This window comes from Janthinobacterium sp. SUN206, from assembly GCF_030587305.1.
Taxonomy (GTDB): Bacteria; Pseudomonadota; Gammaproteobacteria; order Burkholderiales; family Burkholderiaceae_D; genus Janthinobacterium; species Janthinobacterium kumbetense.
In genome coordinates, this window is the sequence record NZ_JAPWIB010000001.1 from 1,597,537 (window position 1) to 1,621,427 (window position 23,891).

The 23,891-nt window shown below is 63.7% G+C and carries 22 protein-coding genes and 4 tRNA genes; 8 read left to right on the plus strand and 18 right to left on the minus strand.

All coding sequences use genetic code 11. The annotated features are described in order from the left end of the window. Window positions 1–9 precede the first annotated feature (9 nt). From O3300_RS07170 to O3300_RS07190, 5 genes are all read right to left on the minus strand, one after another. Window positions 10–1,455, minus strand: a complete 1,446-nt coding sequence (locus O3300_RS07170; protein ID WP_305053137.1) for an efflux transporter outer membrane subunit — start codon at window positions 1,453–1,455, stop codon at window positions 10–12. Window positions 1,456–1,499: 44 nt separating this feature from the next. Next, window positions 1,500–4,700 carry an efflux RND transporter permease subunit gene (locus tag O3300_RS07175; protein ID WP_099667378.1) on the minus strand — a complete coding sequence of 1,067 codons (3,201 nt, stop codon included), beginning with the start codon at window positions 4,698–4,700 and terminating at the stop codon, window positions 1,500–1,502. 2 nt (window positions 4,701–4,702) lie between these two features. Continuing rightward, a complete protein-coding gene (locus O3300_RS07180; RefSeq protein WP_099667377.1) occupies window positions 4,703–5,947 on the minus strand; it encodes an efflux RND transporter periplasmic adaptor subunit in 1,245 nt (414 codons plus the stop codon). 271 nt (window positions 5,948–6,218) lie between these two features. After that, window positions 6,219–7,079 carry an alpha/beta hydrolase gene (locus O3300_RS07185; RefSeq protein ID WP_251348172.1) on the minus strand — a complete coding sequence of 287 codons (861 nt, stop codon included), beginning with the start codon at window positions 7,077–7,079 and terminating at the stop codon, window positions 6,219–6,221. Further along, the gene (locus O3300_RS07190; RefSeq protein ID WP_251348171.1) at window positions 7,076–7,261 is read right to left on the minus strand and encodes a hypothetical protein; all 186 of its coding nucleotides are present in this window, start codon (window positions 7,259–7,261) and stop codon (window positions 7,076–7,078) included. The genes O3300_RS07185 and O3300_RS07190 overlap by 4 nt, the downstream gene beginning before the upstream one ends. A 175-nt stretch (window positions 7,262–7,436) precedes the next feature. On the opposite strand from O3300_RS07190, the gene O3300_RS07195 reads away from it, so the two are divergent. The 3 genes from O3300_RS07195 to O3300_RS07205 are packed head-to-tail and all read left to right on the plus strand — an operon-like array spanning window position 7,437 to window position 9,825. Then, window positions 7,437–8,399 (plus strand): LysR family transcriptional regulator, encoded by a 963-nt coding sequence (locus O3300_RS07195; protein ID WP_099667375.1) that lies wholly within the window; start codon window positions 7,437–7,439, stop codon window positions 8,397–8,399. Next, window positions 8,396–9,373, plus strand: coding sequence for a D-2-hydroxyacid dehydrogenase (locus O3300_RS07200; RefSeq protein ID WP_305052563.1), 978 nt, complete (start codon window positions 8,396–8,398; stop codon window positions 9,371–9,373). The genes O3300_RS07195 and O3300_RS07200 overlap by 4 nt, the downstream gene beginning before the upstream one ends. Further along, window positions 9,370–9,825, plus strand: a complete 456-nt coding sequence (locus tag O3300_RS07205) for a hypothetical protein (protein WP_305052564.1) — start codon at window positions 9,370–9,372, stop codon at window positions 9,823–9,825. Before O3300_RS07200 ends, O3300_RS07205 begins: the two co-directional genes overlap by 4 nt. A 3-nt stretch (window positions 9,826–9,828) precedes the next feature. Here the strand turns inward: O3300_RS07205 and O3300_RS07210 are convergent, their stop codons facing one another. The 7 genes from O3300_RS07210 to O3300_RS07240 form a co-directional block, all read right to left on the minus strand. Then, the gene (locus O3300_RS07210) at window positions 9,829–10,341 is read right to left on the minus strand and encodes a DUF1993 domain-containing protein (protein ID WP_305052565.1); all 513 of its coding nucleotides are present in this window, start codon (window positions 10,339–10,341) and stop codon (window positions 9,829–9,831) included. Further along, window positions 10,338–10,814 carry a hypothetical protein gene (locus O3300_RS07215; RefSeq protein ID WP_305052566.1) on the minus strand — a complete coding sequence of 159 codons (477 nt, stop codon included), beginning with the start codon at window positions 10,812–10,814 and terminating at the stop codon, window positions 10,338–10,340. Before O3300_RS07215 ends, O3300_RS07210 begins: the two co-directional genes overlap by 4 nt. A gap of 89 nt (window positions 10,815–10,903) precedes the next feature. After that, window positions 10,904–11,779, minus strand: coding sequence for a PHB depolymerase family esterase (locus tag O3300_RS07220; protein ID WP_305052567.1), 876 nt, complete (start codon window positions 11,777–11,779; stop codon window positions 10,904–10,906). Window positions 11,780–11,850: 71 nt separating this feature from the next. Next, window positions 11,851–13,074, minus strand: coding sequence for a HAMP domain-containing sensor histidine kinase (locus O3300_RS07225; protein WP_305052568.1), 1,224 nt, complete (start codon window positions 13,072–13,074; stop codon window positions 11,851–11,853). After that, window positions 13,071–13,781, minus strand: coding sequence for a response regulator transcription factor (locus O3300_RS07230; protein WP_305052569.1), 711 nt, complete (start codon window positions 13,779–13,781; stop codon window positions 13,071–13,073). Before O3300_RS07230 ends, O3300_RS07225 begins: the two co-directional genes overlap by 4 nt. Beyond that, the gene (locus O3300_RS07235) at window positions 13,778–14,317 is read right to left on the minus strand and encodes a GNAT family N-acetyltransferase (protein ID WP_305052570.1); all 540 of its coding nucleotides are present in this window, start codon (window positions 14,315–14,317) and stop codon (window positions 13,778–13,780) included. Before O3300_RS07235 ends, O3300_RS07230 begins: the two co-directional genes overlap by 4 nt. A 62-nt stretch (window positions 14,318–14,379) precedes the next feature. Beyond that, on the minus strand, window positions 14,380–14,943 hold the full coding sequence (locus tag O3300_RS07240) for a GNAT family N-acetyltransferase (protein WP_305052571.1): 564 nt from the start codon (window positions 14,941–14,943) through the stop codon (window positions 14,380–14,382). 179 nt (window positions 14,944–15,122) lie between these two features. Between O3300_RS07240 and O3300_RS07245 the strand changes: the two genes are divergently transcribed. From O3300_RS07245 to O3300_RS07255, 3 genes are all read left to right on the plus strand, one after another. Then, entirely contained in the window at window positions 15,123–15,890 is a 768-nt protein-coding gene (locus tag O3300_RS07245; protein ID WP_099667366.1) for a CPBP family intramembrane glutamic endopeptidase, read from the plus strand. Window positions 15,891–15,931: 41 nt separating this feature from the next. Further along, on the plus strand, window positions 15,932–16,588 hold the full coding sequence (locus O3300_RS07250; protein ID WP_305052572.1) for a hypothetical protein: 657 nt from the start codon (window positions 15,932–15,934) through the stop codon (window positions 16,586–16,588). Window positions 16,589–16,780: 192 nt separating this feature from the next. Continuing rightward, window positions 16,781–17,287, plus strand: coding sequence for an ATP-binding protein (locus O3300_RS07255; protein WP_305052573.1), 507 nt, complete (start codon window positions 16,781–16,783; stop codon window positions 17,285–17,287). On the opposite strand, the gene O3300_RS07260 is transcribed toward O3300_RS07255, so the two are convergent. Both O3300_RS07260 and O3300_RS07265 read right to left on the minus strand, forming a co-directional pair. Then, window positions 17,284–18,429 (minus strand): alpha-hydroxy acid oxidase, encoded by a 1,146-nt coding sequence (locus tag O3300_RS07260; protein WP_251348158.1) that lies wholly within the window; start codon window positions 18,427–18,429, stop codon window positions 17,284–17,286. The genes O3300_RS07255 and O3300_RS07260 overlap by 4 nt on opposite strands. A gap of 94 nt (window positions 18,430–18,523) precedes the next feature. Next, window positions 18,524–19,480, minus strand: a complete 957-nt coding sequence (locus O3300_RS07265) for a phytanoyl-CoA dioxygenase family protein (protein ID WP_305052574.1) — start codon at window positions 19,478–19,480, stop codon at window positions 18,524–18,526. A 114-nt stretch (window positions 19,481–19,594) separates the two neighbouring features. Between O3300_RS07265 and O3300_RS07270 the strand changes: the two genes are divergently transcribed. Then, window positions 19,595–20,470, plus strand: a complete 876-nt coding sequence (locus O3300_RS07270) for an AraC family transcriptional regulator (protein WP_305052575.1) — start codon at window positions 19,595–19,597, stop codon at window positions 20,468–20,470. A 55-nt stretch (window positions 20,471–20,525) separates the two neighbouring features. Here O3300_RS07270 and O3300_RS07275 read toward each other — a convergent pair. Beyond that, window positions 20,526–20,602, minus strand: a tRNA-Arg gene (locus O3300_RS07275). A gap of 270 nt (window positions 20,603–20,872) precedes the next feature. Here O3300_RS07275 and O3300_RS07280 point away from each other — a divergent pair. Continuing rightward, a complete protein-coding gene (locus O3300_RS07280) occupies window positions 20,873–23,041 on the plus strand; it encodes a hypothetical protein (protein WP_305052576.1) in 2,169 nt (722 codons plus the stop codon). Window positions 23,042–23,154: 113 nt separating this feature from the next. On the opposite strand, the gene O3300_RS07285 is transcribed toward O3300_RS07280, so the two are convergent. The 3 genes from O3300_RS07285 to O3300_RS07295 form a co-directional block, all read right to left on the minus strand. Continuing rightward, window positions 23,155–23,231: transfer RNA gene (locus O3300_RS07285), tRNA-Arg, on the minus strand. A gap of 76 nt (window positions 23,232–23,307) precedes the next feature. After that, window positions 23,308–23,384, minus strand: a tRNA-Arg gene (locus O3300_RS07290). 82 nt (window positions 23,385–23,466) lie between these two features. Beyond that, a tRNA-Arg gene (locus O3300_RS07295) sits at window positions 23,467–23,543 on the minus strand. Window positions 23,544–23,891 lie beyond the last annotated feature (348 nt).

Genomic DNA, 23,891 nt, shown 5'->3' on the forward strand with positions numbered 1-23,891 from the left:
TGCCGGAAATCAGTTGGCCGCCACCTGCGGCTCGGCATCTCCCCAGCCGCCGCCCAGGGCGCGGATCAGCGCCACCGTGGTGACGGCGCGGTTGCCGCGCAATTGCACGGCATTGCGCTCGATGGCCGCCAGGTTGCGCTGCGCATCCAGCAGATCGAGGTAGCTGGAACGGCCCGCGTCGTACAGCTTTTGCGCCAGGTCGGCCGAGCGGCGCGCCGAAACGACGGCTTCGTCGATCTGCTGCGTCTGGCCCGACAGGATACGCAGGCCGGCCAGGTTGTCTTCCACCTCGGCGAACGCCACCAGCACGCTCTGGCGATACGTCGCCACCGACTCTTCCAGCTGCGCTTCGCTGCGGCTCACGGCAGCTTTATTGCGTCCGCCATCGATGATCGGCATCGACATCAGGGCGCCCAGCAGCCAGGAGCGGCTGCTCCACTTGAAGATGTCCGAGAACGTATCGGACGCGCCGCCGCCGGAAGCGTTCAAGGTCAAGGCGGGGAACATGGCCGATTTCGCCACGCCGATGCGCGCATTCGACGCTTCCATGGTGCGCTGCGCCGACGCGATGTCGGGACGGCGCTCCAGCAGGGACGACGGCATGCCGGCCGGGATCACGGGCAGGAAGCCGCTGTCCTGCAGCGGGTTGACGGTCGCCGTGAAGCTGGCGGCCGGTTTACCCAGCAGGACGGCCAGCGCATGTTCGCTGGTCGCGCGCTGGCGCTGCAGGCCGATGGCTTCGGCGCGCGTCGTCGACAGCTCCGTGCGGGCACGGGACAGATCGAATTCGCCGATGTCGCCCAGGTCGTAGCGGCGCTGGTTCACATGCACGCTTTCCTCGCGCAGGCGCACCGTCTGGGCCAATGTCGCCAGTTCGGCGTCCGTGGCACGCAGCTGGAAGTAGGTTTGCGCCACGTCGGCCTGCAAGGACAGCAGCACCGAGCGATAGGTCGCTTCCACGGCCAGCGCATCGCTGCGCGAGGCGCTGACGTTAGCCGCCACGCGGCCGAACAGGTCGACTTCGTAGCTGGCCGTCAGATTCGCCTGGTAGACGTTGGTCGCCGCCACCGGCGCGCCGTTCGGCAAGCCGAGCGACACGGCGGAAGCGCGGTTGCGCTGGCCACCCACGTTCACGCCCACTTGCGGGATGCGGTCCGCTTCGGCGATGCCGGCAATCGCCCTCGCCTGCTTGACGCGGGCGGCGGCGACGGCCAGGTTGGCATTGGCCTGCGTGGCTTCGTTGATCAGGTTTGTGAGGGCCGGATCATTGAAGGCCAGCCACCACTCGCCGCGCGCCTGGCGCTCGGCTGGCACGCCCTGCTTCCAGCGCGTGCCGTCGGCCGCCGTCTGCACGGCGGGCAAGGCTTGCGCTTCCTTGAACGCCGCAGGCGTCTCGATCTGCGGCTGCTTGAACTCGGGCGCCGCGCAGGCGGCCAGCAGCACGGCTGCGGCCATGGCGGTCAGCACAGGCTTGACGCGCCAGATGATTTCCTTGGTTTTCAATATATATCTCCTTCCAGGTTCAATGCTGGCGCGGCGGCAGGCTTGGCGGCAGCATCGGCTGGTTTTTTCTCAAAACGCTGCGCCAGGGTGCGCAGCAGTACATAGAACACGGGCGTCAGGAACAGGCCGAAGAAGGTCACGCCCAGCATGCCGGCGAACACCGCCACGCCCATCGCATGGCGCATTTCCGAACCGGCGCCGTGCGAGAACACGAGGGGCACCACGCCCATGATGAAGGCGATCGACGTCATCAAAATCGGACGCAGGCGCAGGCGGCACGCTTCCAGCGCCGCTTGCACGACGGTGCGGCCATGCTCTTCCAGTTCGCGGGCAAATTCCACGATCAGGATCGCATTCTTCGACGCCAGCCCCACCAGCACGAACAGCGCGATCTGCGTAAACACGTTGTTGTCGCCACCGGTCAATTTGACGCCCAGCAAGGCGCACAGGATGGACATCGGCACGATCAAAATCACGGCCAGCGGCAGGGTCCAGCTTTCATACTGGGCGGCGAGCACGAGGAACACCAGCAGCACGCACAGCGGGAAGACATAGATCATCGTATTGCCGGACAAGATGTCCTGGTAGGTCAGCTCCGTCCACTCATACGAAATCCCCTGCGGCAGCACTTCCTTGGCGATGCGTTCCAGCGCGGCTTGCGCCTGGCCGCTCGACACGCCAGGCGCGGCGCCGCCATTGAAATCGGCTGCAGCATACGCGTTGTAGCGCTGTACGCGGTCCGGACCATAGCTATCCTTGACGCGCATCAACGACGACAGCGGGATCATTTCGCCTTTGTCATTACGCACTTTCAGCTGCGCGATATCCTGGGCATGCGAACGGAACGCGGCATCGGCTTGCACGCGCACCTGGTAGGTGCGGCCAAACTGGTTGAAGTCGTTCACGTACAGCGAACCGAGGTTGATCTGCAAGGTCTGGTAAATCGTTTGCAGCTGCACGCCCATCTGCTTGGCTTTCACGCGGTCGACGTCGGCGAACAGCTGCGGCACGTTGATCTGGTAGCCAGAGAACACGCCCGCCAGTTCCGGCGTCTGGTACGCTTTCGCGGCCAGCGACTGGGTGGCGTTGTACAGCGCGTCGTAACCGAGGTTGCCGCGGTCTTCGATCATCATCTTGAAGCCGCCGATGGTGCCCAGGCCGTTGACGGGCGGTGGCGGGAAGACCATGATGAAGGCGTCCTGGATACCGCCCAGGCGCTTGTTGATCTCGGCCGCGATGGCGCCGCCCGACAATTCCTTGCTGCTGCGCTCATCGAACGGCTTCAGGGTGGCGAACACGATGCCGGCGTTCGGCGCGTTGGTGAAGTCGTTGATCGACAGGCCGGGGAAGGCGATGGTCGATTCGACGCCAGGCACCGACTTGATGACGTCGGACATGCGGCGCACGACATCTTCCGTGCGGTCCAGCGAAGCGGCGTCAGGCAATTGCGCAAAGCCCACCAGGTATTGCTTGTCCTGCGCTGGTACGAAGCCGGCCGGCACGGACTTGAAGGTGAAGATGGCGGCAACGACCAGCAGCGCATACACGCCCAGCGACGCGCTCTTGCGGCCCAGGACACCCTTCACGCCCGCTTCATAGCGGTGCGAAGCGCGGCCGAAGAAGCGGTTGAACCAGGCGAAGAAGCGGCCGAAGACCATGTCCATGCCGCGCGTCAGCGCGTCTTTCGGCGCATCGTGCGGCTTCAGCAGCGCGGCCGACAGGGCTGGCGCCAGGGTCAGCGAGCTGAAAGCGGAAATCACGGTCGATATGGCGATGGTCAGCGCGAACTGGCGATAGAACTCGCCGGACAGGCCGGGCACGAAGGCGATCGGCACGAACACGGCGCACAGCACCAGGGCGATGGCGACGATAGGACCGCTCACCTCTTTCATGGCCTGGATGGTGGCGTCGCGCGGCGACAAGCCTTCCTCGATGTTGCGCTCGACGTTTTCCACCACCACGATGGCGTCATCGACGACGATACCGATGGCCAGCACGAGGCCGAACAGCGACAGCGTGTTGATCGAGAAGCCAAAGCCCAGCATCACGGCAAAGGTACCGACAATCGACACGGGAACGGCCAGCAGCGGAATGATCGAGGCGCGCCAGGTTTGCAGGAAGATGATCACCACCAGCACCACCAGGGCGATGGCTTCCAGCAGGGTATGGATCACGGCTTCGATGGACGAGCGCACGAACTGCGTGGGGTCGTACTCGATGCGGTATTCCACGCCTTGCGGGAAGTCTTTCTTCAGTTCGTCCATCTTGGCGCGCACGTCGGACGACAGTTGCAGCGCGTTGGCGTTCGGCGCTTCGAAAATACCCATGCCGACGGCAGGATTATTGTTCAGCAGCGAACGCAGCGAGTAGCTGTTGGCGCCCATTTCCACGCGCGCCACGTCCTTCAGGTGCGTGACGGCGCCGTCGGCATTCGTGCGCACGATGATGGCGCCGAATTCCTCGGGCGTCTGCAGACGGCCCTGGGTATTGACGGTCAGCTGGAAGTCCGAGTTTTTCGCCGGCGAAGCGCCGATGACACCGGCAGCCACCTGCACGTTCTGCTCGCGGATGGCGTCGACGACGTCATTGGCCGTCATGCCGCGCGCCGCTACCTTTTGCGGGTCGAGCCAGATGCGCATGGCATAGTCGCCGGCGCCGAAGATCTGGATGTCGCCCATGCCGGGCAGACGTGCCAGTTGGTCCTTGACGTTCAGCACCGCGTAGTTACGCAGATACATGTCGTCATAGCGCTTGTTCGGCGAGACCAGATGCACCACCATGGTCAGGTTGGGCGACGATTTGACGGTCGTCACGCCGATCTGGCGCACTTCCTCGGGCAGGCGCGGCAAGGCGCGCTGCACGCGGTTCTGCACCTGCGTCTCGGCCTGCTCGACGTTGGTGCCGATCTTGAAGGTCACGGTCAGCATCATCGCGCCATCGGACGTGTTTTGCGAGGACATGTAGAGCATGTTCTCGACGCCGTTGATCTGCTCTTCGAGCGGCGCGGCCACGGTTTCGGCGATCACTTTCGGGTTGGCGCCCGGGTATTGCGCGCGCACCACCACGGATGGCGGCACGACGTCGGGATATTCGGAGATGGGCAGGCCGAAAATCGACAGCAGCCCGGCCACGAATATGACAATCGACAGCACCGCCGCGAAAATCGGCTTGTCGATGAAAAAGCGGGAAAAATTCATGTTTATTCCTTGGAAGTCGATGCTGCTTTCGCGGCGATCTTGGCGTCTTTTACTTCAGGTTTTGCGGGAGCGACAGGCGCGGTCGGGTCGAAATCCATGGCCACCATCTGCGGCGTCACCGGTGCGCCGGGACGCACGCGCTGCAAGCCGTTGACGACGATCTTTTCGCCCGCCTTCAAGCCTTCGCGCACCACGCGCAAGCCGTCCGAATTCGGGCCCAGCTTGACGGCGCGGTATTCGGCCTTGTTGTCGGCGCCCACCACGTACACATATTTGCGGCTTTGATCCGTGCCGACGGCGCGGTCGCTGATCAACAGCGCCGTGCTTTGCGCCTGCGGGCCGTTGCCGCCGTCGAGCTGGATGCGCGCGAACAGGCCCGGCACCAGCTGGCGCTCGGCGTTGGCGAAGGTGGCGCGCATGCGCACGCTGCCCGTGGCCGGATCGAGCTGGTTGTCGACGAATTCCAGCTTGCCTTCGTGCGGGAAGCCCGTTTCGTTGGCCAGGCCCACCTTGACGGTGACGGGCGTGCCCTTTTGCGCCGTGCCGGCCACGCGCAGATACGTATCTTCATCGCCGTCGAAGCTGGCGTAGATGCGGTCCGTCGACACCACGGAGGTGAGGATGGCGGAAGCGTCGATCAGGTTGCCGACGGTGATTTCCGCCTTGCTGACGCGGCCGCTGATCGGCGCCTGCACCTGCGTGTACGACAGGTTCAGCTTGGCAGCTTCATACGCGGCTTGTGCCGAGCGGGCATTTGCGTCCAGCTCTTTCAAGCCCGATGCCTTTTCATCGAATTCGCGCTGGGCGATGGCTTTTTCAGCCAGCAGCTTTTCAGCGCGCGACAGTTCCAGCTTGGCCAGTTCCGCCTTGGCGCGGGCCGAGGCAGCCGTGCCTTCGGCGCGCGACACTTCGGCCTGGAATGGGCGCGGGTCGATGACGAACAGCACGTCGCCTTTTTTGACTTCGCTGCCCGGCTTGAAGTTGACGGCCGTGATGAAGCCGCCGACTCGCGAACGGATTTCCACGCGTTCGATCGCTTCCAGGCGGCCCGAGAATTCCTGCGTTTCCGTGATCTGTTTTTCTACCACGGCGGCGGCCGAGATGGGCGGGCCGCCGGCCGCTGGCGCGTCGGGCACCTTGCTATTGGCCGAATCGCAGCCAGCCAGGCTCACGGCCACCAGTCCTGCCAGCGCAAGCGAGGCAGCCAGGGGCTTCAGCAGAGTGGAAAATTGTTGAACGTTTTTCATTTTATTTCCCTGTTTTATGAAAATTTCTAATGGTATGGGCGGCAGGAAGCAACCCAGCTTAAAAAGTGAATGGTGGTGCCATGGCGCCCGACGGCGCTCGATCAAAGGTAAACAGGCCGCCAGCTGCTTAAAAGCGGACGGGGACGACGAAGCTGGCTGTGCGAACGCACAACTCAGGCAGGAAGGGAACTACACTGCGTAGTGTAGCAACCAAAACTCAAAAAGTAAACTGATTAGTGTAAGTTTTTTTGCGGTGCCGCGGATGGCGGCGTCATGACTCGGGCTCCTGCCCCAGTCCGGCGACGAAACTGCTAATTTCGCTCAATACCTGCACCTTGCACGCGCACTCATTGCGGGCGGTGGCGTCTTGCAGCGGCGCGGCGGCCATGCGCCGCACGGTCGTCTTGATGCCGCAGGCGATCAATTTGCTGCCGTATTGTTCAGCCTCGTCGCGCAATGGGTCGTCTTCGCTGGACAAGATCAAGGCTGGCGGCAGGTTCTTCAGGCGGCTCGACTGCAATGGCGACGCGTACGGGTGGGTACGGTCAGCGGCATTCGGCAGGTAGCCGCGGTAGGCGGCGGCGCACTGGTCCGCCACTTCCGCCAGGTCGGGACAGGTCGGCAAGGAACGCATCGAGCAGGTCGACAGGCCGGGGTCGAGCATGGGCATGATCAGCACCTGGCCCGCGAGGGGCGGTCCGCCCCGGTCGCGCGACATCATCGCGCATACGGCGGCCAGATTGGCGCCCGCCTCGATGCCCGACACGACCATCTGCTTGCCCGTCCAGCCCAGCTTGGACTTGTTCTTTTTTGCCCACAGCAGCACGGCATGCGCGTCTTCCACGGCGGCGGGAAATGGCCGCACACGGGCCAAGGTGTAGTTCGCGGCCAGCACCACGTGGTCGGGATTGCTCAGCACGAGGCAGCGCAGGAAGTCGTCCGCGTCGTCCAGGTCGCCGTCGACAAAGCCGCCGCCATGGAAGAAGACCATCAGGTTCGGCTGCTTGGCGCCCGGCACGCCGGCCGTATAGACGCGCGCGCCGAGCGCATCCTGCGCGCCCTGCACCTGGATGTCACGTATCTTCAGCGCCTGGCCAGGCGCCAGTTCGGCAGCGGTGTCGGCAAAGCTCATTGCGCCACCACCGGCGGTACCGCAGCATCGAGCACCGTGTCGTTCAGGCACAACAGGGCGACGCCGCCCACTTCATGGGTCAGGGCGCTATAACCGCTGGCTTCGCTTTGCGCCGCCATCGAGTATGCATCCGTCGATACCATCGCGGCCAAAGCGAGCGAGCTCATAGCGAGAGCGAGCACTGCAAAGATTCCATTCCGATGACCCATGATTTTTCTCCTGTGAACTTCCTGCGGCATCTACATTTATGCTGCAGTACAACAACTATAGACTTGATCTACAATCTGATAAAGAGTGCAATGACGAATTGATTGTTCAGGATTATGAATAATCAAGCATAAAGTGATAAGGAATCAAGTGAACAAGCTGCAAGCCATGGAAGTTTTCATCCAAGTCGTCGATGCGGGCGGCTTTACGCGCGCGGCGGAAAACATGCAGCTGCCGAAAGCCACCGTCTCGACCCTGATCCAGTCGCTGGAAGCGAGCCTGTCGGTTAAGTTGCTCAACCGCACCACGCGCCACGTCAGCATCACGTCCGATGGCGCCGCGTATTACGAACGCTGCGTGCGCATCCTGTCGGACGTGCGCGAGGCGGAGGAATCGCTGTCGCGCACGCGTTTGAGCCCCAGCGGGCGGCTGCGCGTGGATGCGCCCACGGCCCTGGCCAGCGAACTGATCATCCCCGCCCTGCCCGATTTCTTTGCCCGCTATCCGGACATCTCGCTGGAACTGGGCTGCAGCGACCGCCCCGTCGACCTGATCGAGGAAGGCGTCGATTGCGCCGTGCGCGGCGGCGAATTGGGCGACCTGAACCTGATCGCGCGCCGGGTCGGCGTGCTGCACTTCATGACGTGCGCCTCGCCCGGCTACCTGGCGCAGCACGGCACGCCGCTGCATCCGGACGACCTGGCGCAGCACCGGGGCGTGAATTTCTTCTCCGCCAAGACCGGTAAAACCTTCGATTGGGATTTCACGCGCGCCGGCGACCGCATCCAGATCGCCATGCCCAGCCATATCGCCCTGAACGATTCGAATGCCTACACGGCCGCCGGCCTGGCGGGCCTGGGCATCGTGCAAATGACGCATTTCATGCTTGCGCCCCTGATAGAACAAGGCAAAATGGTGGAATTGCTCAGCGAATGGGAATCCGACCCGCTGCCCATCCACGTGATCTATCCGCCCAACCGCCATCTGTCCGCCAAGGTGCGCGTGTTTGTCGAATGGGTCGCCGACATGTTTACCAACCACCCGGCCACGCAGCTCAAGGGCAAGAGCAGCCTTCCCAGCGCGCGCGCCACCCAGACCGAGGCCCAGCCATGACCGCAGCAAGCACATCGCCGCACCCGCACCGCATCGTCTTTCTCGACCGCGACAGCCTGATCGCCACCGTGCGCCCGCCCGCCTTCGCCCACAGCTGGGAAGAACATGCGCACACCAGGGGCAGCGAACAGACGGTGGCTCGCCTGCAAGGCGCCACCATCGCCATCACGAACAAGGTGCCGCTGCGCGCGGCCGAGCTGGCGCAATTGCCGGACCTGCAAATGATCGCCGTGGCCGCTACCGGCACGGATATCCTCGACCTGGCCGCCTGCCGCGAACGGGGCATCGTCGTGGCGAATATCCGCGACTATGCGCGCGCCACCGTGCCCGAACACACGCTGGCCCTGATGCTGGCCCTGCGCCGCCAGCTCATCGCCTACCGCGCGGACGTGGAAGCGGGCCTGTGGCAGGCGTCCGACCGCTTCTGCCTGTTCGGCCACCCGATCCGCGACCTGGCCGGCAGCCGCCTGGGTTTGCTGGGCTATGGCGCGCTGGGCAAGTCCGTGGCCCAGCTGGGCCGCGCCTTCGGCATGCAGGTGATCGTGCACAACCGTTCGCCCATCAATGAAGATGGCGTGAAGGAAGTGGGCTTCGACGAATTGCTGGCCAGTTCCGACGTGCTAAGCCTGCACCTGCCGCTGACGGACAAGACGCGCAACATCATCGGAGCAAAGGAACTGGCGCGCATGCAGCCCACGTCGCTGCTGATCAACACGGCGCGGGGCGGCCTCGTCGATGAAGCTGCGCTAGCGGAGGCATTGACGAACGACGTGATCGCCGGCGCCGGTTTCGACGTGTTATCGAAGGAGCCGCCCCCGCCCGACAACCCGCTGCTCAATTTGCGCCTGCCCAACTTCATCCTCACCCCGCACACGGCCTGGGCAAGCGGCGAAGCCATGCAGAAGCTGGCCGACATTTTGATCGGCAACGTGGAAGCGTTCGAACGGGGTGCGCCCACGAACGTGGTGGCATGAGTCTGATAACCGAGCTGGATGAACTGCTGTGCAGCGACGACGATGAATACGACCGCCTCGATCTGTTTCTCGAGGCGGACGAGCTGATCGGGCAACTGCAGTCCGCCGACGTGCCTGCGCTGCTGGCCCTGTGGCAGGCGCGCAGCCCGTGCTGGCAGCAACGTTTCACGCAAGCAAGCAGCAACATCGACGGCGCCGTCCTGCGCGCCCTGCTGGCAGGTTTGTTGCAGATCAAGGAGGCTACCCACGGCGTGCTTGAATTGATGTCGCGCCTGCCGCCCGTCGCCGACAACTCTGCCCTCAGCGACGCCCTGCTCGACTACGCCGAGCAAGCCTGGCATGCGGACCCGGCGCGGCAGCGGCAAATCCAGATCAGTTGCTGGAGCTGCGGGCTGTCGGGCCGGCTGTTGAAGCGGCTGGGGCTGGCGTCGTGGAAAGACGCGGGCTTATAGGAACTACGGCGCGGCAGGCCGCTCGAAGGAAAACCCCGGCGCATACGCGTGATAGCCATCGAAATCGCCCTTGCCGATGGCCGCGCCGGCGCTGCGCGCGATCGCATACGCCATGCTGAAGTGAAAGTAGAAATTCGGCAGGATGTACAGGTTCAAATACTCGCCGGCCGGCAGCGCGATGTCGGCGAAGCCGGCGCGGTCGCGGCAGATGCGGTCTGGCGGCCCGTCGAAGCGCTCCACGGGAATGTCCTTGAGGTAGCGCATGGTGTGTGCGATCTGTTCCTGCAGGCTGGCGGCGGCGCTGAAATCAGCTACATCCAACCCTGCCAGCGGGCAGCAGCCGCGCAGGGAAAAGCTCACGGCCGCGCGCACTTGCTGGGCGAATGGCAGCATGTCGGGGTGCAGGCGCGCCGCCAGCATGTGCGGCGCGGTGCCGGTCTTGTCCAGCATGGCGGAAAGCTGCGCCAGGGAACGGCAAAAGATGGCGGCCGGGTGGATGGGCGTCACGCCTGTCATGACGAGCCTCCTGCCGCCGCATCGTGCGCCACGGCCTGCTTCAGCACGCGGATCAGGCGGCGTTCATGGCGGCCCACGGCGGCCCAGTCCCAGGCATCGGTCTGGCCAAAGTCCGGGTAAAGGGGCTGCCATTTTTCCGCGCGCTTCTGCGAATTGGCGCTCACATGCGACGCCAGTCCCTTGCCACTGGACAGGCGCAGGTAGACGCGGATGACGCCCCAGCCTTCGCACACGTAACGGTAGGTGAGGCCGCCGCACTTGGCCGGGTCGAGGGCGATACGGCACGGGGCAAAGTGCCCGGCCATGTCCGGGTAATGCACGGCAAGGAACACCTCGCCGGCCCCTTCGGCTTCCAGCCTGGCCGCATACGCGCACAGCTCGGCAGGCGAGTGGAAATACAGCGTTTCCCGTTCCATCTGCGAATACGCCTGCGCCACGGCCGCGCCGGGCTTGGCAAAGATTGCCGCGGCCATGGCCGCGATGCCTGCTGTTGATAATGCCACTGTGCCTGCCTTTCCCGTTGCTTGATGGTTACGCCATGCGCCGCCATCCTAGCATGGCGTCAACGGCGATGGCGGCTGAAAAACCCCCACATGACCTCATTCGCATCGATGCCGCGCGTGGTCTTGCCTATGGGCAGGCCGACGTTGAAGGCATCGGCGCCCGGCCACGTGTGGCCGCCCTCCTTGACGGTGATCAAGACCACGCTGGCACCAGCGGCGTCCTGCTCCAGCCAGCTCACTTGCGTGGCGTCGCCAGCGGGGCCAGGAAGCAGGCGCGGCTGCGGCCTGGCACCTTCGATGCCGTTGTGCTGGCGCCAGTAATCGAACGTATCTTCCGCCGACAGATAGCTGGCGGCCTTGCCCTCAAACAGCACGACCTTATCGGCCGTGCCCTGTATCAGCAGCATGCCGACCTTGTCCGTCTTCCTGTGATGCTGCCGTACCGGTTCCGGCATGGGCGCCCCCACCGAGGCGACGGCGGCGAACTGCTGCGGCAGCTCGGCCGCCAGGCGCAGGGCAAAGAAACCGCCGCGCGACAGGCCCGTGGCATACACGCGCTGTTCGTCGATGCGGTAATCCTGTTTGAGTTTGCTCAACATCGCTTGCGTAAAGCCGACATCGTCCGTGCCCGCCAGGTAATCCATGCCGAAGCCCACGTTCCAATCCTGCTTGATACCTTGCGGATACACAACGATGAACTGGTGCCGCTCGGCCGCCCTGTTCATCTGCGTGTACAGCATTTGTTCCGCCATGCTCATGCCGCCGCCATGGAAATTGAAGACGACGGGAAAGGTCTTTTGAGGCTGGCTTTGATACGCAGCCGGCGTGTAGACAATGTAGCGGCGCTTGTCGTCCTTGAGCTGCAGCGATTGCACCTGGGCCAGCACGGGCATGGACAGGCAGGACAGGATGAACAGGCTGACGGCGATTTTCATGGGCTTCCCTTAAGTAAAAGAGCAGCCAGCATATGCAAGGGCAGGTGAAATCGCGGTGAAATCCACCGACTTTATTGCGCCCGGGCCGGCACGATGGCGACACGGAACTGCGTCGCGCCCGGATGGAAAGCAATGTCCCAGTGCATGGCTTTTGCCAGGCGCAGCAGCAGGTTCTGGCCGTGCGCGAAACCGTGGATGCGTGGCGCTTGTCCCGGCTGCACGGTATTCTGGATGCTCAGGCAACCTTGTGCAAACGCAATACCGATGCGGCTATCGGGGCCGCCATGGAACAACGCATTCGCCAGGCAATTATTCAGGAGCAACATGATCAGTTGCGGATTGCCGACCACCTCCAGCCGCTCCGGCAAGTCCAGGGTCAGCAGGCTGGCATCCCAAGGGTGTTCGTCGAGCAGGCGCAGCAGGCATTGCTCGATACAGCCGCGCAACTCCACCACGTCGTCCGGCAATTGCTCGGCCCGCGCCAGCGCGAACAGCACGTCGATGGTGGCGCGCATCTCGTGCGTGGATTGCCGCAGCTGCGCCTGCTCCTGCTTGCCCAGCGGCGGCGCATCGTCCAGCGCCAGGGTGTTGTGCATGAGGGTCAGCGGCGTGCGCAATTCATGGCTGACGTCGCGGGCAAATGCCTGTTCGCGCCGCAACACCGCCTGCAATTCGGCAAAGGTGGTTTCCAGGCGGCGCGCCAGGAAACCGATCTCGTCGGGGCGGTCGCGCTCGCTGAAATGGACGGCGCCGCCGGGCGCCAGCCGGCGCGCTTCCTGGGCCAATCTCTGCAAGGGCAGCACGAGGCGCCGCGCCAGCCAGTACGCCAGCAGCAGCGCCAGGCCGATCAGCGCCAGCGCCACGCCAGCCACGACGCCGCCCACTTCCCGCACCAGGCGCGAGACCACCAGCACGGGCGCCACGTCGGCCAGCAGGTATGCGCGCTGCGGCTGGCCGCCGGCAACGATATCGAGCGCCAGCACGTGATAATGCTGGCCCGTCGTCGTAAACACTTCCCCGCGCGGGGCGGACGGCGGCACGTGCGCACGCACCGCTTGAGGCAAGTCAAGGTAACTGCCATAAACCGTGATGAGGTCGCTGCCAGAAGGCGTAAGCTTATCGTGCTGCTGCCAGCGCATGCTGACGGCCGCCGCTTCGCGCTCGAGCAGGCGCTGCACCAGCATGTCTTCCGTCACATACGCAATCACCAGCGCCAGGCCCGTGTAGCATAGGCACAGCAGGATGGTGAAGCCGGCCAGGGCGGCAAACAGGCGCTGCCGGATCGACTGGCTCATGGCGATGCCGCAGCGTCGAAGGCCAGGCGGTAGCCCAGCTGCGGTATGGTCACCAGCATGCCTGCCGCGCCAGCCCCGCCAAGCAACTCCAGCTGCTTGCGCAGCGCGTAGATGTGCGATTTGAGGGCGTCGCTGTGGGGCGGCTGGCTGCCCCACAGTTGCTGCAGCAAGGCCGAGCGCGAGACGGCGTGCGGGTATTCGCGGCACAGCAGCAACAGAATTTTAAAACCCGTCTGCGTCAATGGCAGCGGTGCGTCGCCAAACAGGGCGCGCCCTGCGCGCGTCTGCAAGGTAAACGGACCCACGCGCATTTCCTGGTGCACGTGCAACTGCTGCCGGCGCGCCAGCGCTTCGCAGCGCAAGGCCACTTCGCGCAAGTCGAACGGCTTGGTCAGGTAATCGTCGGCGCCATCGCGAAAGCCGCGCGCCTTGTCTTCGTACGCATCGCGCGCCGTCAGCATCAAAATCGGCACTTTGCTGGGCGCGGCCGCCTTGATGGCGCGGCACACTTGCAAGCCATCCATGTCGGGCAGGTTCAGGTCCAGCAGCACCACGTCATAGCTGTTGCGCGTGGCCAATTGCACGGCCAGCGCACCCGTCCCCGCATGGTCCGTCTGCCAGCGCAAGCCATCGAGGAAATCGAGCACCTGGCGCGCGATGGCCAGGTGGTCTTCCACCAGCAGGATACTCAAGGGTAGCTTGTTCATCGCACGCCGGCAATGCGCGCATACAGCCAGAAATTGCAGGATCTTCCGCGAACTTGCCGGTAACAGCGCAGATAGCCCTCCCGCTCGAAAGCGCAGCGTTCGAGCACGCGGACCGAACGTTCATTGCTTTCCAGCACAGTGGCCTGGATGCGCAGAAAGCCGAGGCACTGGAAACCCCAGTCCACGACAGCGTTCACGACGGACGTGGCCACGCCCTGCCCCCACACGGCAGGAGCAAGATCGTAGGCGATTTCAGCCGTGCGGTGCTGCGGGGAAATGGCATTGAAGCCAATCGTGCCCACCAGCCGGCCACCGTCGCGCAGCACGACGGCCAGACGAAGGGACGACGATGGCTGGGCCGAGGCATAGTCATCGAAATTGGCCTGCAAATCGTCGGCGCACTGCAAGTTCCAGCTCGTGTGCTCCACGACGGCAGGGTCCGCCAGGTAGGCATACCAGGCGGACGCGTCGCTGTATTCCAGCGGGCGCAAGGTCACCAGCGGGTGGCCTGAAGCGGGCAAATCAGCAGCTTTCATCGCCTGGCATCCTCCTCAGCTGCGGCCTGGCGTTTGCTGGAACGCGTCGCCAACCTGTCCGCTCACGCGGCGCCCTGGCGCCGCGCTTCCCACTCGCGGCGCAGCAAGCCATACAGCGCCGAGTCGCTGACCTGGCCTCCGACGATCCAGCGTTCGGGCAAAAAACCTTCCTTGTTGAAACCCTGGCGTTCCAGGGCGCTGGCCGAACCGGCGTTGTGCGGGTCGATATCGGCTTCCAGGCGGTTCAGGTCGCGCTCGATGAAGGCGAATTCCAGCAGCGCCGACAGCGCTTCGTGCATATAGCCCTTGCCCCAGTACGGGCGGCCCAGCGCGTAGCCGATCTCGGCGCGGCGGTTCTGGCGGTGCTCGGAAAACAGGCTGCAGCTGCCCAGGTATTCGCCCGTCGCCTTCAGCTCGACGGCGAAGCGGAAGAATTCCTCTTTCTCGAAAGCGGCGATGTCCTCGGCAATCTGGCGCGTGGCGCGGCCCGTGTCTTCCCAGGGCGGTTCGCTGAAATAGCGCATCACTTCGGGGTCGGAATGCATGGCGAACTGCGCCGCCTCATCGGACGGCTGCGGCTTGCGCAGGATCAATCGTTCAGTGGTGATGGTCTTGCTGTAGGTCATGGCTCTCCAGTCTGGCGGCAAACGGACGAATGCTTATTATTCCATGCAACTATAACGATGTGGCAATTTTGTACGCCTGCTTTTAATGTAGTATGGCAATATTTCCACCATATCATTGATGCAACTTCATGATTCGCCCATGTACGCAGTAGCCGACGCGGCCAACACCGAAGCCAACCATGCCCTTCCCTAGAATCGCCCTCACCATGCCCGTCACCCTCATCGCACTGGCCATCTGGCTGGGCTTGAGCCTGGGCGGCCGCTGGCTGGAAGCGGCCGGCTATGCCTTGCCGGGCGCCGCCGTCACCGGCCGCATCGGCCTGTCGTGGGCGCTGGCCGCCCTGTTCGCGCTGGCGCTTCTGCTGGCCTCAAGCCGCCGCCGCGCGGCGGGCCTGTGCGCGCCGCAGCCATGGAAAACGCTGTGGCTCGTCTCGCCGCCCCTGCTGTATGCGCTGCTGATGCTGTTGCTGGCCTGGGCCGGCGGCTGGCCGCAACCGCGCGTGCTGCTGATCGTCGCTTGCAATGCGGCCCTGGTGGCCGTCTCGGAAGAACTGATGTTCCGCGCCATCTTGCTGCAAGGCATGCTGGAGCGCTACGCCGTCTGGCCCGCCGTCCTGATGTCCTCGGCACTGTTCGGCCTGGCCCATACGGCCAACGGTCTGGCCACGGGCGACGTCAGCGGCGCCTTGTGGCAAGCCGTGGCCGCCACCTTGCAGGGCGTCGGCTACGCGGCCATCCGCCTGCGCACCCGCTCCATCTGGCCCATGGTGCTCGTGCATGGCTTGTGGGACTACGCTCTCGTGACGGCCACCTTGCCCAACCCGGCCGAAGACGGCGCATCGATCCTGCCGTATATCGCCCTGCTGGCCGTGCTGCCGCTGTGCCTGTACGGCGTCTACCTGCTGCGCCCCAGCCAGCGCGCCGCCCTGTCGCAAGCGCCACTATAATATTGCGACACAATTTTCCACCCACTTGCCGAGGAAGCTGCATGGCGTTTTTTTCACGTGATTACGAAGTATTCCTGCTGCTGGCCGCGCCCGCTGCGGCGCCGCTATGGGATGCGGCGCAATGGATGCCGTTTGCCGCCGGCCTCGATGGCCTCATGGCGCAAGCGCGGACGAGGGGCAAGCCCGGCGTGCGCAGCCATCAATACAATCCCAAGGGCAAGCCGATTTCCTTTGGCCGCCTGGGCTGGGACGACAAGTCGCACGCGAAGTGGACGCACACGCCGGAAACACGCGACGCCCGCTTCATGAGCCTGGAAGCGTGGGCGCCCACCTGGACCATTTGCGAAAAGGACGACCAGGCGCCCGATGTGTTCCTCGCCCTGGCCAATGAGTCGCTGCTGGGACTGGCAGGCAAGCCCTTGCAATTTGGCCAGCGCCTGGTGTGCGCCATCGCCACGGACATGGGTCCGGAAGCGGCCGCCGCCTTGCGGCACGCCTTGACGCAGCTGGCGGCGCAGCAAGACGCCGTCGTCTTTGCCCACACGCAACGCCAGTGGGGTAGTGCCTCGCCATACGGCGGTTTCACGGGCGCCATCCAGGATATGCTGATCGGCGGCCTGTTCCAGCACGACGACCCGCATGCCCAGCCGCTCGATGCGGCCGCGTTCCGCGAGCCGTGGACGCGCCTGGACAATTGACAGCGCCCGCCATTCCATGGCATCGTTCAGTCATGCAATCGCCATTCCCGCCCCTGCCATCGATTATTGCCGCCATTCGACCGATGGTGGCTTGGCAGGACTGAGATTGCCAAAGCCGCCCGGGAGGCGGCTTTGATTTGCAGCAATAGATCAAGACGTCTCGCAGGCATTATTTCTTTCTAGCGAGCGACCATGTCCCCTACCTCCAGCACCACCGCCTCCCCCACCCTGCACCTCGTGTGCGGCAAGATTGCCTCGGGCAAATCCACCCTGACCGCCCGCCTTGCGGAGGCGCCGCACACCGTGCGCATCAGCGAAGACAGCTTGCTGGCGCAGCTGTATCCGGGCCAGATCGCCAGCCTGGCCGACTACGCGGCCTGCGCGGCGCGGCTGCGCGCGGCCATCGCCCCCTTGTGCCTGCAGATGCTGCAGGCGGGCGCGTCCGTCGTCCTCGATTTTCCCGCGAATACGCCGGCCAGCCGCGCCTGGATGCGCGAGCTGTTCCAGCAGGCGGGCACGCCGCACGTGCTGCATTACCTGGACGTGACGGATGAGGAATGCAAGGCGCGCTTGCGCCAGCGCAATGCCAGCGGGCTGCACCCGTTTTCCACCAGCGACGCCGAGTTTGACGCCATCACGCGCCATTTCGTGCCGCCTTCAGAGGCCGAAGGTTTTCATGTCGTGCGGATTGCCACTTAAAACGTCCCCGGCAGCAGGATTTTCTTATCCACCTGCTGCAAATCGCGCAAGCCGCAAAACGCCATCGTCAGGTCCAGTTCGTTGCGGATGATGTCCAGGCATTTGGTGACGCCCGGCCCGCCCATGGCGCCCAGGCCGTACAGGAAGGGGCGGCCGATGTACACGCCTTTCGCCCCCAGCGCCACGGCCTTGATCACGTCCTGGCCCGAGCGGATGCCGCCGTCCATGTGCACTTCGATCTGGCTGCCGACGGCGTCGACGATGGCGGGCAAGGCTTCGATCGACGATTGCGCGCCATCGAGCTGGCGTCCGCCGTGGTTCGAAACGATCAGCGCATCGGCGCCGCTTTCCACGGCCAGGCGCGCGTCTTCCGGGTCCATGATGCCCTTGATGATGAGTTTTCCGCCCCAGCGCTGCTTGATCCATTCCACGTCCGCCCACGACAGGCTCAGGTCGAACTGCTGCTGCGTCCAGGCCGACAGGGACGACATGTCCGACACGGACGTGGCGTGGCCGACGATATTGCCGAAGCCGCGCCGTTTCGTGCCCAGCATGCCCGCCACCCAGCGCGGCTTGGTGGCCATGTTGAGGATATTCGGAATGGTGAGTTTCGGCGGCGCCGACAAGCCGTTGCGCAAGTCCTTGTGGCGCTGGCCCAGCACCTGCAAGTCCAGCGTCAATACCAGCGCGCCGCACTTGGCGGCCTTGGCGCGGTCGATCAGGCGGTTGATGAATTCGCGGTCCTTCATCACGTACAGCTGGAACCAGAACGGTTTCGTCGTGTTCGCCGCCACGTCCTCGATCGAGCAAATGCTCATGGTCGACAGGGTGAACGGCACGCCGAATTGCTCGGCCGCCTGGGCCGCGAGAATTTCGCCATCCGCATGCTGCATGCCCGTCAAACCCGTGGGCGACAGGGCTACCGGCATCGACACGTGCTGGCCCACCATGGTCGAGGCCAGGCTGCGGTTTTCCAGGTTGACGGCCACGCGCTGGCGGAACTTGATCTTGGCGAAGTCGCTGTTGTTGGCGCGGTACGTCGATTCCGTCCAGGAACCGGAATCGGCGTAGTCGTAAAACATGCGCGGCACCCGTTTCTGGGCCAGCACGCGCAAGTCTTCGATGCAGGTGATGATACTCATGCGTTTCCTCGGTCGATGGCAAGTCAAGCCATGATCGTGCATTTGCCGGCAATTGTCTATCCGGCAGGCAATGCCATCGGACGCGGCGCGACGTTTACCAGCCGCGCGCGCCGAGGATCTTCTCGCCCAGCGCAGTCAGCTGCGCCTGCGGATAGCGCAGCTGTTCCTTTTCCTCGGGATCGCCAGGGAATGCATAGCCTTGCGGCGCGCTGCGCTCGCGCCAGCTTTGCACTCTCCAGTCGCGCAAGGCTTGATTGTCTTCCTGGGCTGGCGTGAAGGAAATGTATTGCGCCAGGCGTACCTGATCCGTCGATGTATTCGGGCGGATGCCGTGCGCCAGCAGGCTGTTGAAGATCAACAACTCCCCTTTCTTCATGGCGATGAATTCCATCGGATACGGCACCGTCGCCAGATCCGGCTGCCACGGGTTGCGGTCTTGCGGCACGGTCTTGCGCCACGCCAGCAGATTGTTGAACAGTTCCGGGTAGCATTGAAAGCCGCCGCTGTCGGGCGAAGTGTCGGACAGGGCCAGCACGCCCTGCACGTTGACGGGCAGCGGGTCGAGCGTGGTGTCGGCATCCCAGTGGATGAAGCCGCCGAACTTGCGCTTGCCATTGTTCGGCGTGTTCAGGTTGGCGCGGTCGATGGTCACCCACAAATCCTGACGGTCCCAGATGTCGACAAAGGCGTCGTACACGCGCTGGGTCTGGCGGTTATCCCACAGGGTCTGGTTGTGATAGGCCTCGACCATGCCGGAACCGTTGAGCTCTTTCATCGCGTGGTCGCGCAACTGGTCCCGATTCCAGGTAGAGGGGTCGTGCTGGTCGAGTCCCTGGAATTCCCACAGGAAATCGGTCGTGCGGCGCACCTGTTCCGGCGTCACGGCATCCTTGACGATGACGTAACCGTAGGTTTGCCAGTGCAGGAAATCGCTGTTGGACAGCACGCGCAGGGGCAGCTGTTTTTGTATGTCGCGCAACTGGGTTTGTTCCGTGTAAGCCACGGATGGATTGCCGGGACGGTCTTCGCCGTATTGATATCGGTTTTGCATCACTGTCTCCTGTGTTGGTGTGGACAGATTGTGCTCCGGCAGTGCCGCGTAAAATGCGTGCGCAGCAACCAAAACTGATACTATCCTGACCACCACCCTCCTTAAAACGTCACAATGACGCCTTTATTTGAACAAGTCACGATTCCGACGGGCCACTCCTGGGGCTTGCTGTGGCGCGAACTCGATGCGATTCCCTTCCTCTGGCATTACCACCCGCAATTCGAGCTGACCCTGACGGTCAATGCGCGGGGACAACGCTATATCGGCGACCACCTGGGCGACTTCGAACCGGGCGACCTGGTGCTGCTGGGACCGAATTTGCCGCACACCTGGTCGGCCAGCGAGCGCATCGACGGCACGCAGCCGATGCTGGCCGTCGTCGTGTGGTTTTCGCTGGAATGGGTGGAACAGCTGGCGGCCTGTTTTCCGGAGTTGCACGGCGTGCGGCAACTGGCGCGCCGCGCCGGCCCCGCCCTGCATTTTTCGCCGGCAACGAGCGCGCGCAGCGCAGAGAAACTACTGCAATTGAATGCGCTGCCCGTACCGCAGCGCCTGCCGCTGCTGCTCGACGTGCTGCTGGACCTGGCTGGCGATGGCGGTGCGCAGCCGCTGGCCTCGGAAGCGCTGGCGCCGGTGCATGCCGATGGCCAGCAAAAGCGCATGGAAATCGTGTTTGACTTCATGCACGCGCATTTCCGGGAAGAGATTGCACTGGAAACGCTGGCGCAGCGGGCGGCCCTGTCGCTGGGCGCCTTCCACCGCTGTTTCAAGCGCCACGCGCATTGCACGCCCGGCGAGTACCTGGCGCGGCTGCGCATCGGCCGCGCCTGCCAACAGCTGATCGAAAGCAATCTGGCCATCGCCGTCATCGCGCAAGAGGCGGGCTACCGCAACCTCGCGCATTTCAACCGCCAGTTCCGCGCCGCCAGGCAGGTGACGCCGCGCGCGTTTCGCCAGCAATACCGGCGCGGCGCCACAGGCGCAGCATAAATCCATTCGGAAACGAAAAAGGGGATCAGATTTTACAATCTGACCCCCGATATTCTGGTGCGGCTGGCAGGAATTGAACCCACGACCCCTTGGTTCGTAGCCAAGTACTCTATCCAGCTGAGCTACAGCCGCCTAAGACAAGATTATAGCAGGGCTTTGCAGAATGGCAAAGCCGTGGCGGCGATATTTCACAATTGGCGGCCACTCCTGTCTTGCGGCGGCACACGCACGCCGCACTCTTGCTCATTTCATCACATTTCTTTCCAGACTGCGGCGCGAAACCGACAGCTTTGTTACTTGTTGCGCATTATTAATACATCCAAGAAAAATAAATTGCAATTCATGGAAAACTTTGAGAATGTTTACTAGCAGTAATTTTAATAAAAATACTAAGGGGATACCATGAAGAAGAACTTGCACAAATTATTGCCTCTGGCTGCCGCCTGCGCGGCCGCCCTCATGCTGGCCGCGTGCGGCGGCGGCAGCAGCACCCCCGCCGACCCGGTCGCCCCCGTTGCACCCATCCCTCCCGTCGTGCCCGTTGTACCGCCGCCAGCCACGACGCTCAGCGGCACCGCCGCCGTCGGCGCGCCCGTCGCGGGCAGCGTGATTGCCATCGATAGCAAGGGCAAAGTATCCGTGGCGGTCAGTACCGGCGCCGGCGGGGCATACACGCTCGACGTGGGCGGCATGACGGCGCCCTTTCTCCTCAGCATCACCGGCACGGCCGGCGGCAAGCAAGTGACCATGAATTCCATCGCCACGACAGCGGGACAAACCGTCAATATCACGCCGCTGACCGACCTGATCGTTTCCACGGCGTCGGGTCAGCCCGGCGGCGCCACCCTGGCAAGCGTTTGCGCGCCCGTTGCCAATGCCGTCCCGGCCGCCTGCACCGCGGCGCTGGCCAGTGCCGCGACCCAGCAACGGCTCGATGCGGCCATCGCCGCAGTCGTCGCCATGATCAAACCGATTAACGCCAGCAACACCAATCCGCTGACGGGCGCCTTTGTTGCCAACGGCACGGGGATGGATGCCGTGCTGGACCAGATTCTCGTCGCGCCCGCGGAAGCGCAAGGCGCCATGGCGACGGTCACCCTGATTGCCACCAACAGCACGCTGGGCAGCGTGACCTTGCCTGCCGCCGCCGGCGGCGCCGCCACCATCCCCGCAGCGACGCCGCCATCGGATGCCGACTTGCTCAAGGCGAACGCCGCGGCCAGCGTCTTGCCGGAAATCCGCGCCTGCATGGCCTCGCTCAGCGCCCTGTATCCGAAGACGGGCTTCGTCGCGCCGTCGACGGCGGCCGTGTCGCCGTTCATCGACAGCGCCTTCAATATGGGGACGGGTGTGGGCCAGGCGGAAATCGTGTCGGCCCTGACCAGCACCGACCAGGCCGCTCATGCCGGGCTGACCATCGAAGCGCTGGGCTTGGCCAGCGTCAACATGCAACCGTTGAGCACGGATGAAATCGCCACGCTGACGTCGTCGAGCAGCACCTCGACATCGCGCGTCGCCGACTTCATCAACAATCGCCTGGGCGCCGGGGCGACAGCCATCGGCTTCACCGCAGGCAAGCCGAGCAGCGCATGGGTACAGTTGCGCATAGGAACAGATGCGGGCATGCTCAACTGGAAGCTGGTCAAGACGAGCGATACCAGCGCCTGTGCCGGCGGCTGGAAGCTGGCCGGCAGCGGCCACCTGGACATGCACATGAATGCGCGCATCCAGCGCAGCCTCGACGGTGCGGGCGCGGCCACCTTTGCGCGCGAATGGGCCGCGCACGTCGAGCTCGACACCGTGCTGCAGGACAATCCGGCCATCAACAAGATCGACGTGCGGGGACCGGGCCTGACGACATTCGGCGACTTCCAGACACCGGGCACGGCCGGCAGCAAATTGCAGCTGATCCTGCCAGCCACGGGCTACACCCACATGCGGATTGCCGACAGCAATGGCGCTGCCAGCGCTTTCTACAATAACGCGGAAGCGATCCAGAGCTGCCAGGACCTGGCCAGCTTGCCCGCCGGCACGCCGGGCCTGGGCGCCGGCACGGCCTGCATCGACGAGACGAAAGTGGCGCCGGGCAAGGTGTATGTCTGGACCCTGAAAACAGCGAACGGCCCCGTCAGCGCCTTCCCGTTCCAGATCAATGCGGTGCCCCTGTCGAAAGCGTTTGCCCGGGCAAACCAGGCCAGCCTGTTCGCCACGATCACCAGCATCACGCCGGCGAAACTGTCGTCCATCCCGGCCGCCACCCTGCTCGATGGCGCGGTGACCTTCAATTACACGCAGTCCGCCACCTACGGATCGAAAATGGACAATTGCGGCCTGTACCTGTTCAATGGCGCCACGCCCGTGCTGAACGCGGAACAAAATGCTGTTGGGCAAGAAACCGCATGCACCTTCACGACCTCGGGATTGAATAGCCTGGCGTCGAATGTGGCGGACCCGGCGCAATCGGGCGGCTCGCTGTTCAAGTTCACCGGCCCCGTGACGAATGGCGGGCTGTGGGTGACCACCATCGTCCTGGGCAACCAGGCGTCCTCGGGCCAGCCGTATCCGAATTGATGGGATATTGGCGCAACTGCGGCAGGCCGCGCCGTCGGCGGCCCGCTGCAGTTGCGCCGGACGAAAAAAAACCCGGAAAGCGAACTTTCCGGGTTTTCCTTTACTGCAAATACTGGTGCGGCTGGCAGGAATTGAACCCACGACCCCTTGGTTCGTAGCCAAGTACTCTATCCAGCTGAGCTACAGCCGCAAACTCTGACACACTTCGCCGGACGGCGCGAAGCTTGAAACTTTCATCAGCACGGGAAACCCGATACTGGCAATACTGGTGCGGCTGGCAGGAATTGAACCCACGACCCCTTGGTTCGTAGCCAAGTACTCTATCCAGCTGAGCTACAGCCGCAAAACTTCTACAACATTCCACGAACGACATGGAGGTGAAACTTGTTACAACAAAACCAGGCAAAGTCTGATTTTCAGTATTCTGGTGCGGCTGGCAGGAATTGAACCCACGACCCCTTGGTTCGTAGCCAAGTACTCTATCCAGCTGAGCTACAGCCGCGCAGGCAAACATTATAGCGTATTCATTTCGCTTTGAAAAGTTCGATTTTTCAATCGCTTAGCTGATTTTGCAGAATACCGCCCCGCATGATCGACTACCTTTTCACTGCTAAAAAGCTGACGCCTTTTTATCGATGGACACTTCTGCTTTCACAGGAGCTTCCAGCGAATCGAGAAGTTGCTGTCTCGAAAGAAGCGGGATTATAGGGACTGCTTTCCAGCCTGTCCAGTGCTATCTGCAGGCAACGCGCAAGCGTGCGGTGGCGCTGCGCCGCTTGGGGCTACAATACCAGCCAGACAGGGGCGCTTGTGCCTCCCCTCATTCATGGCGCGGGCATTGACCATCATG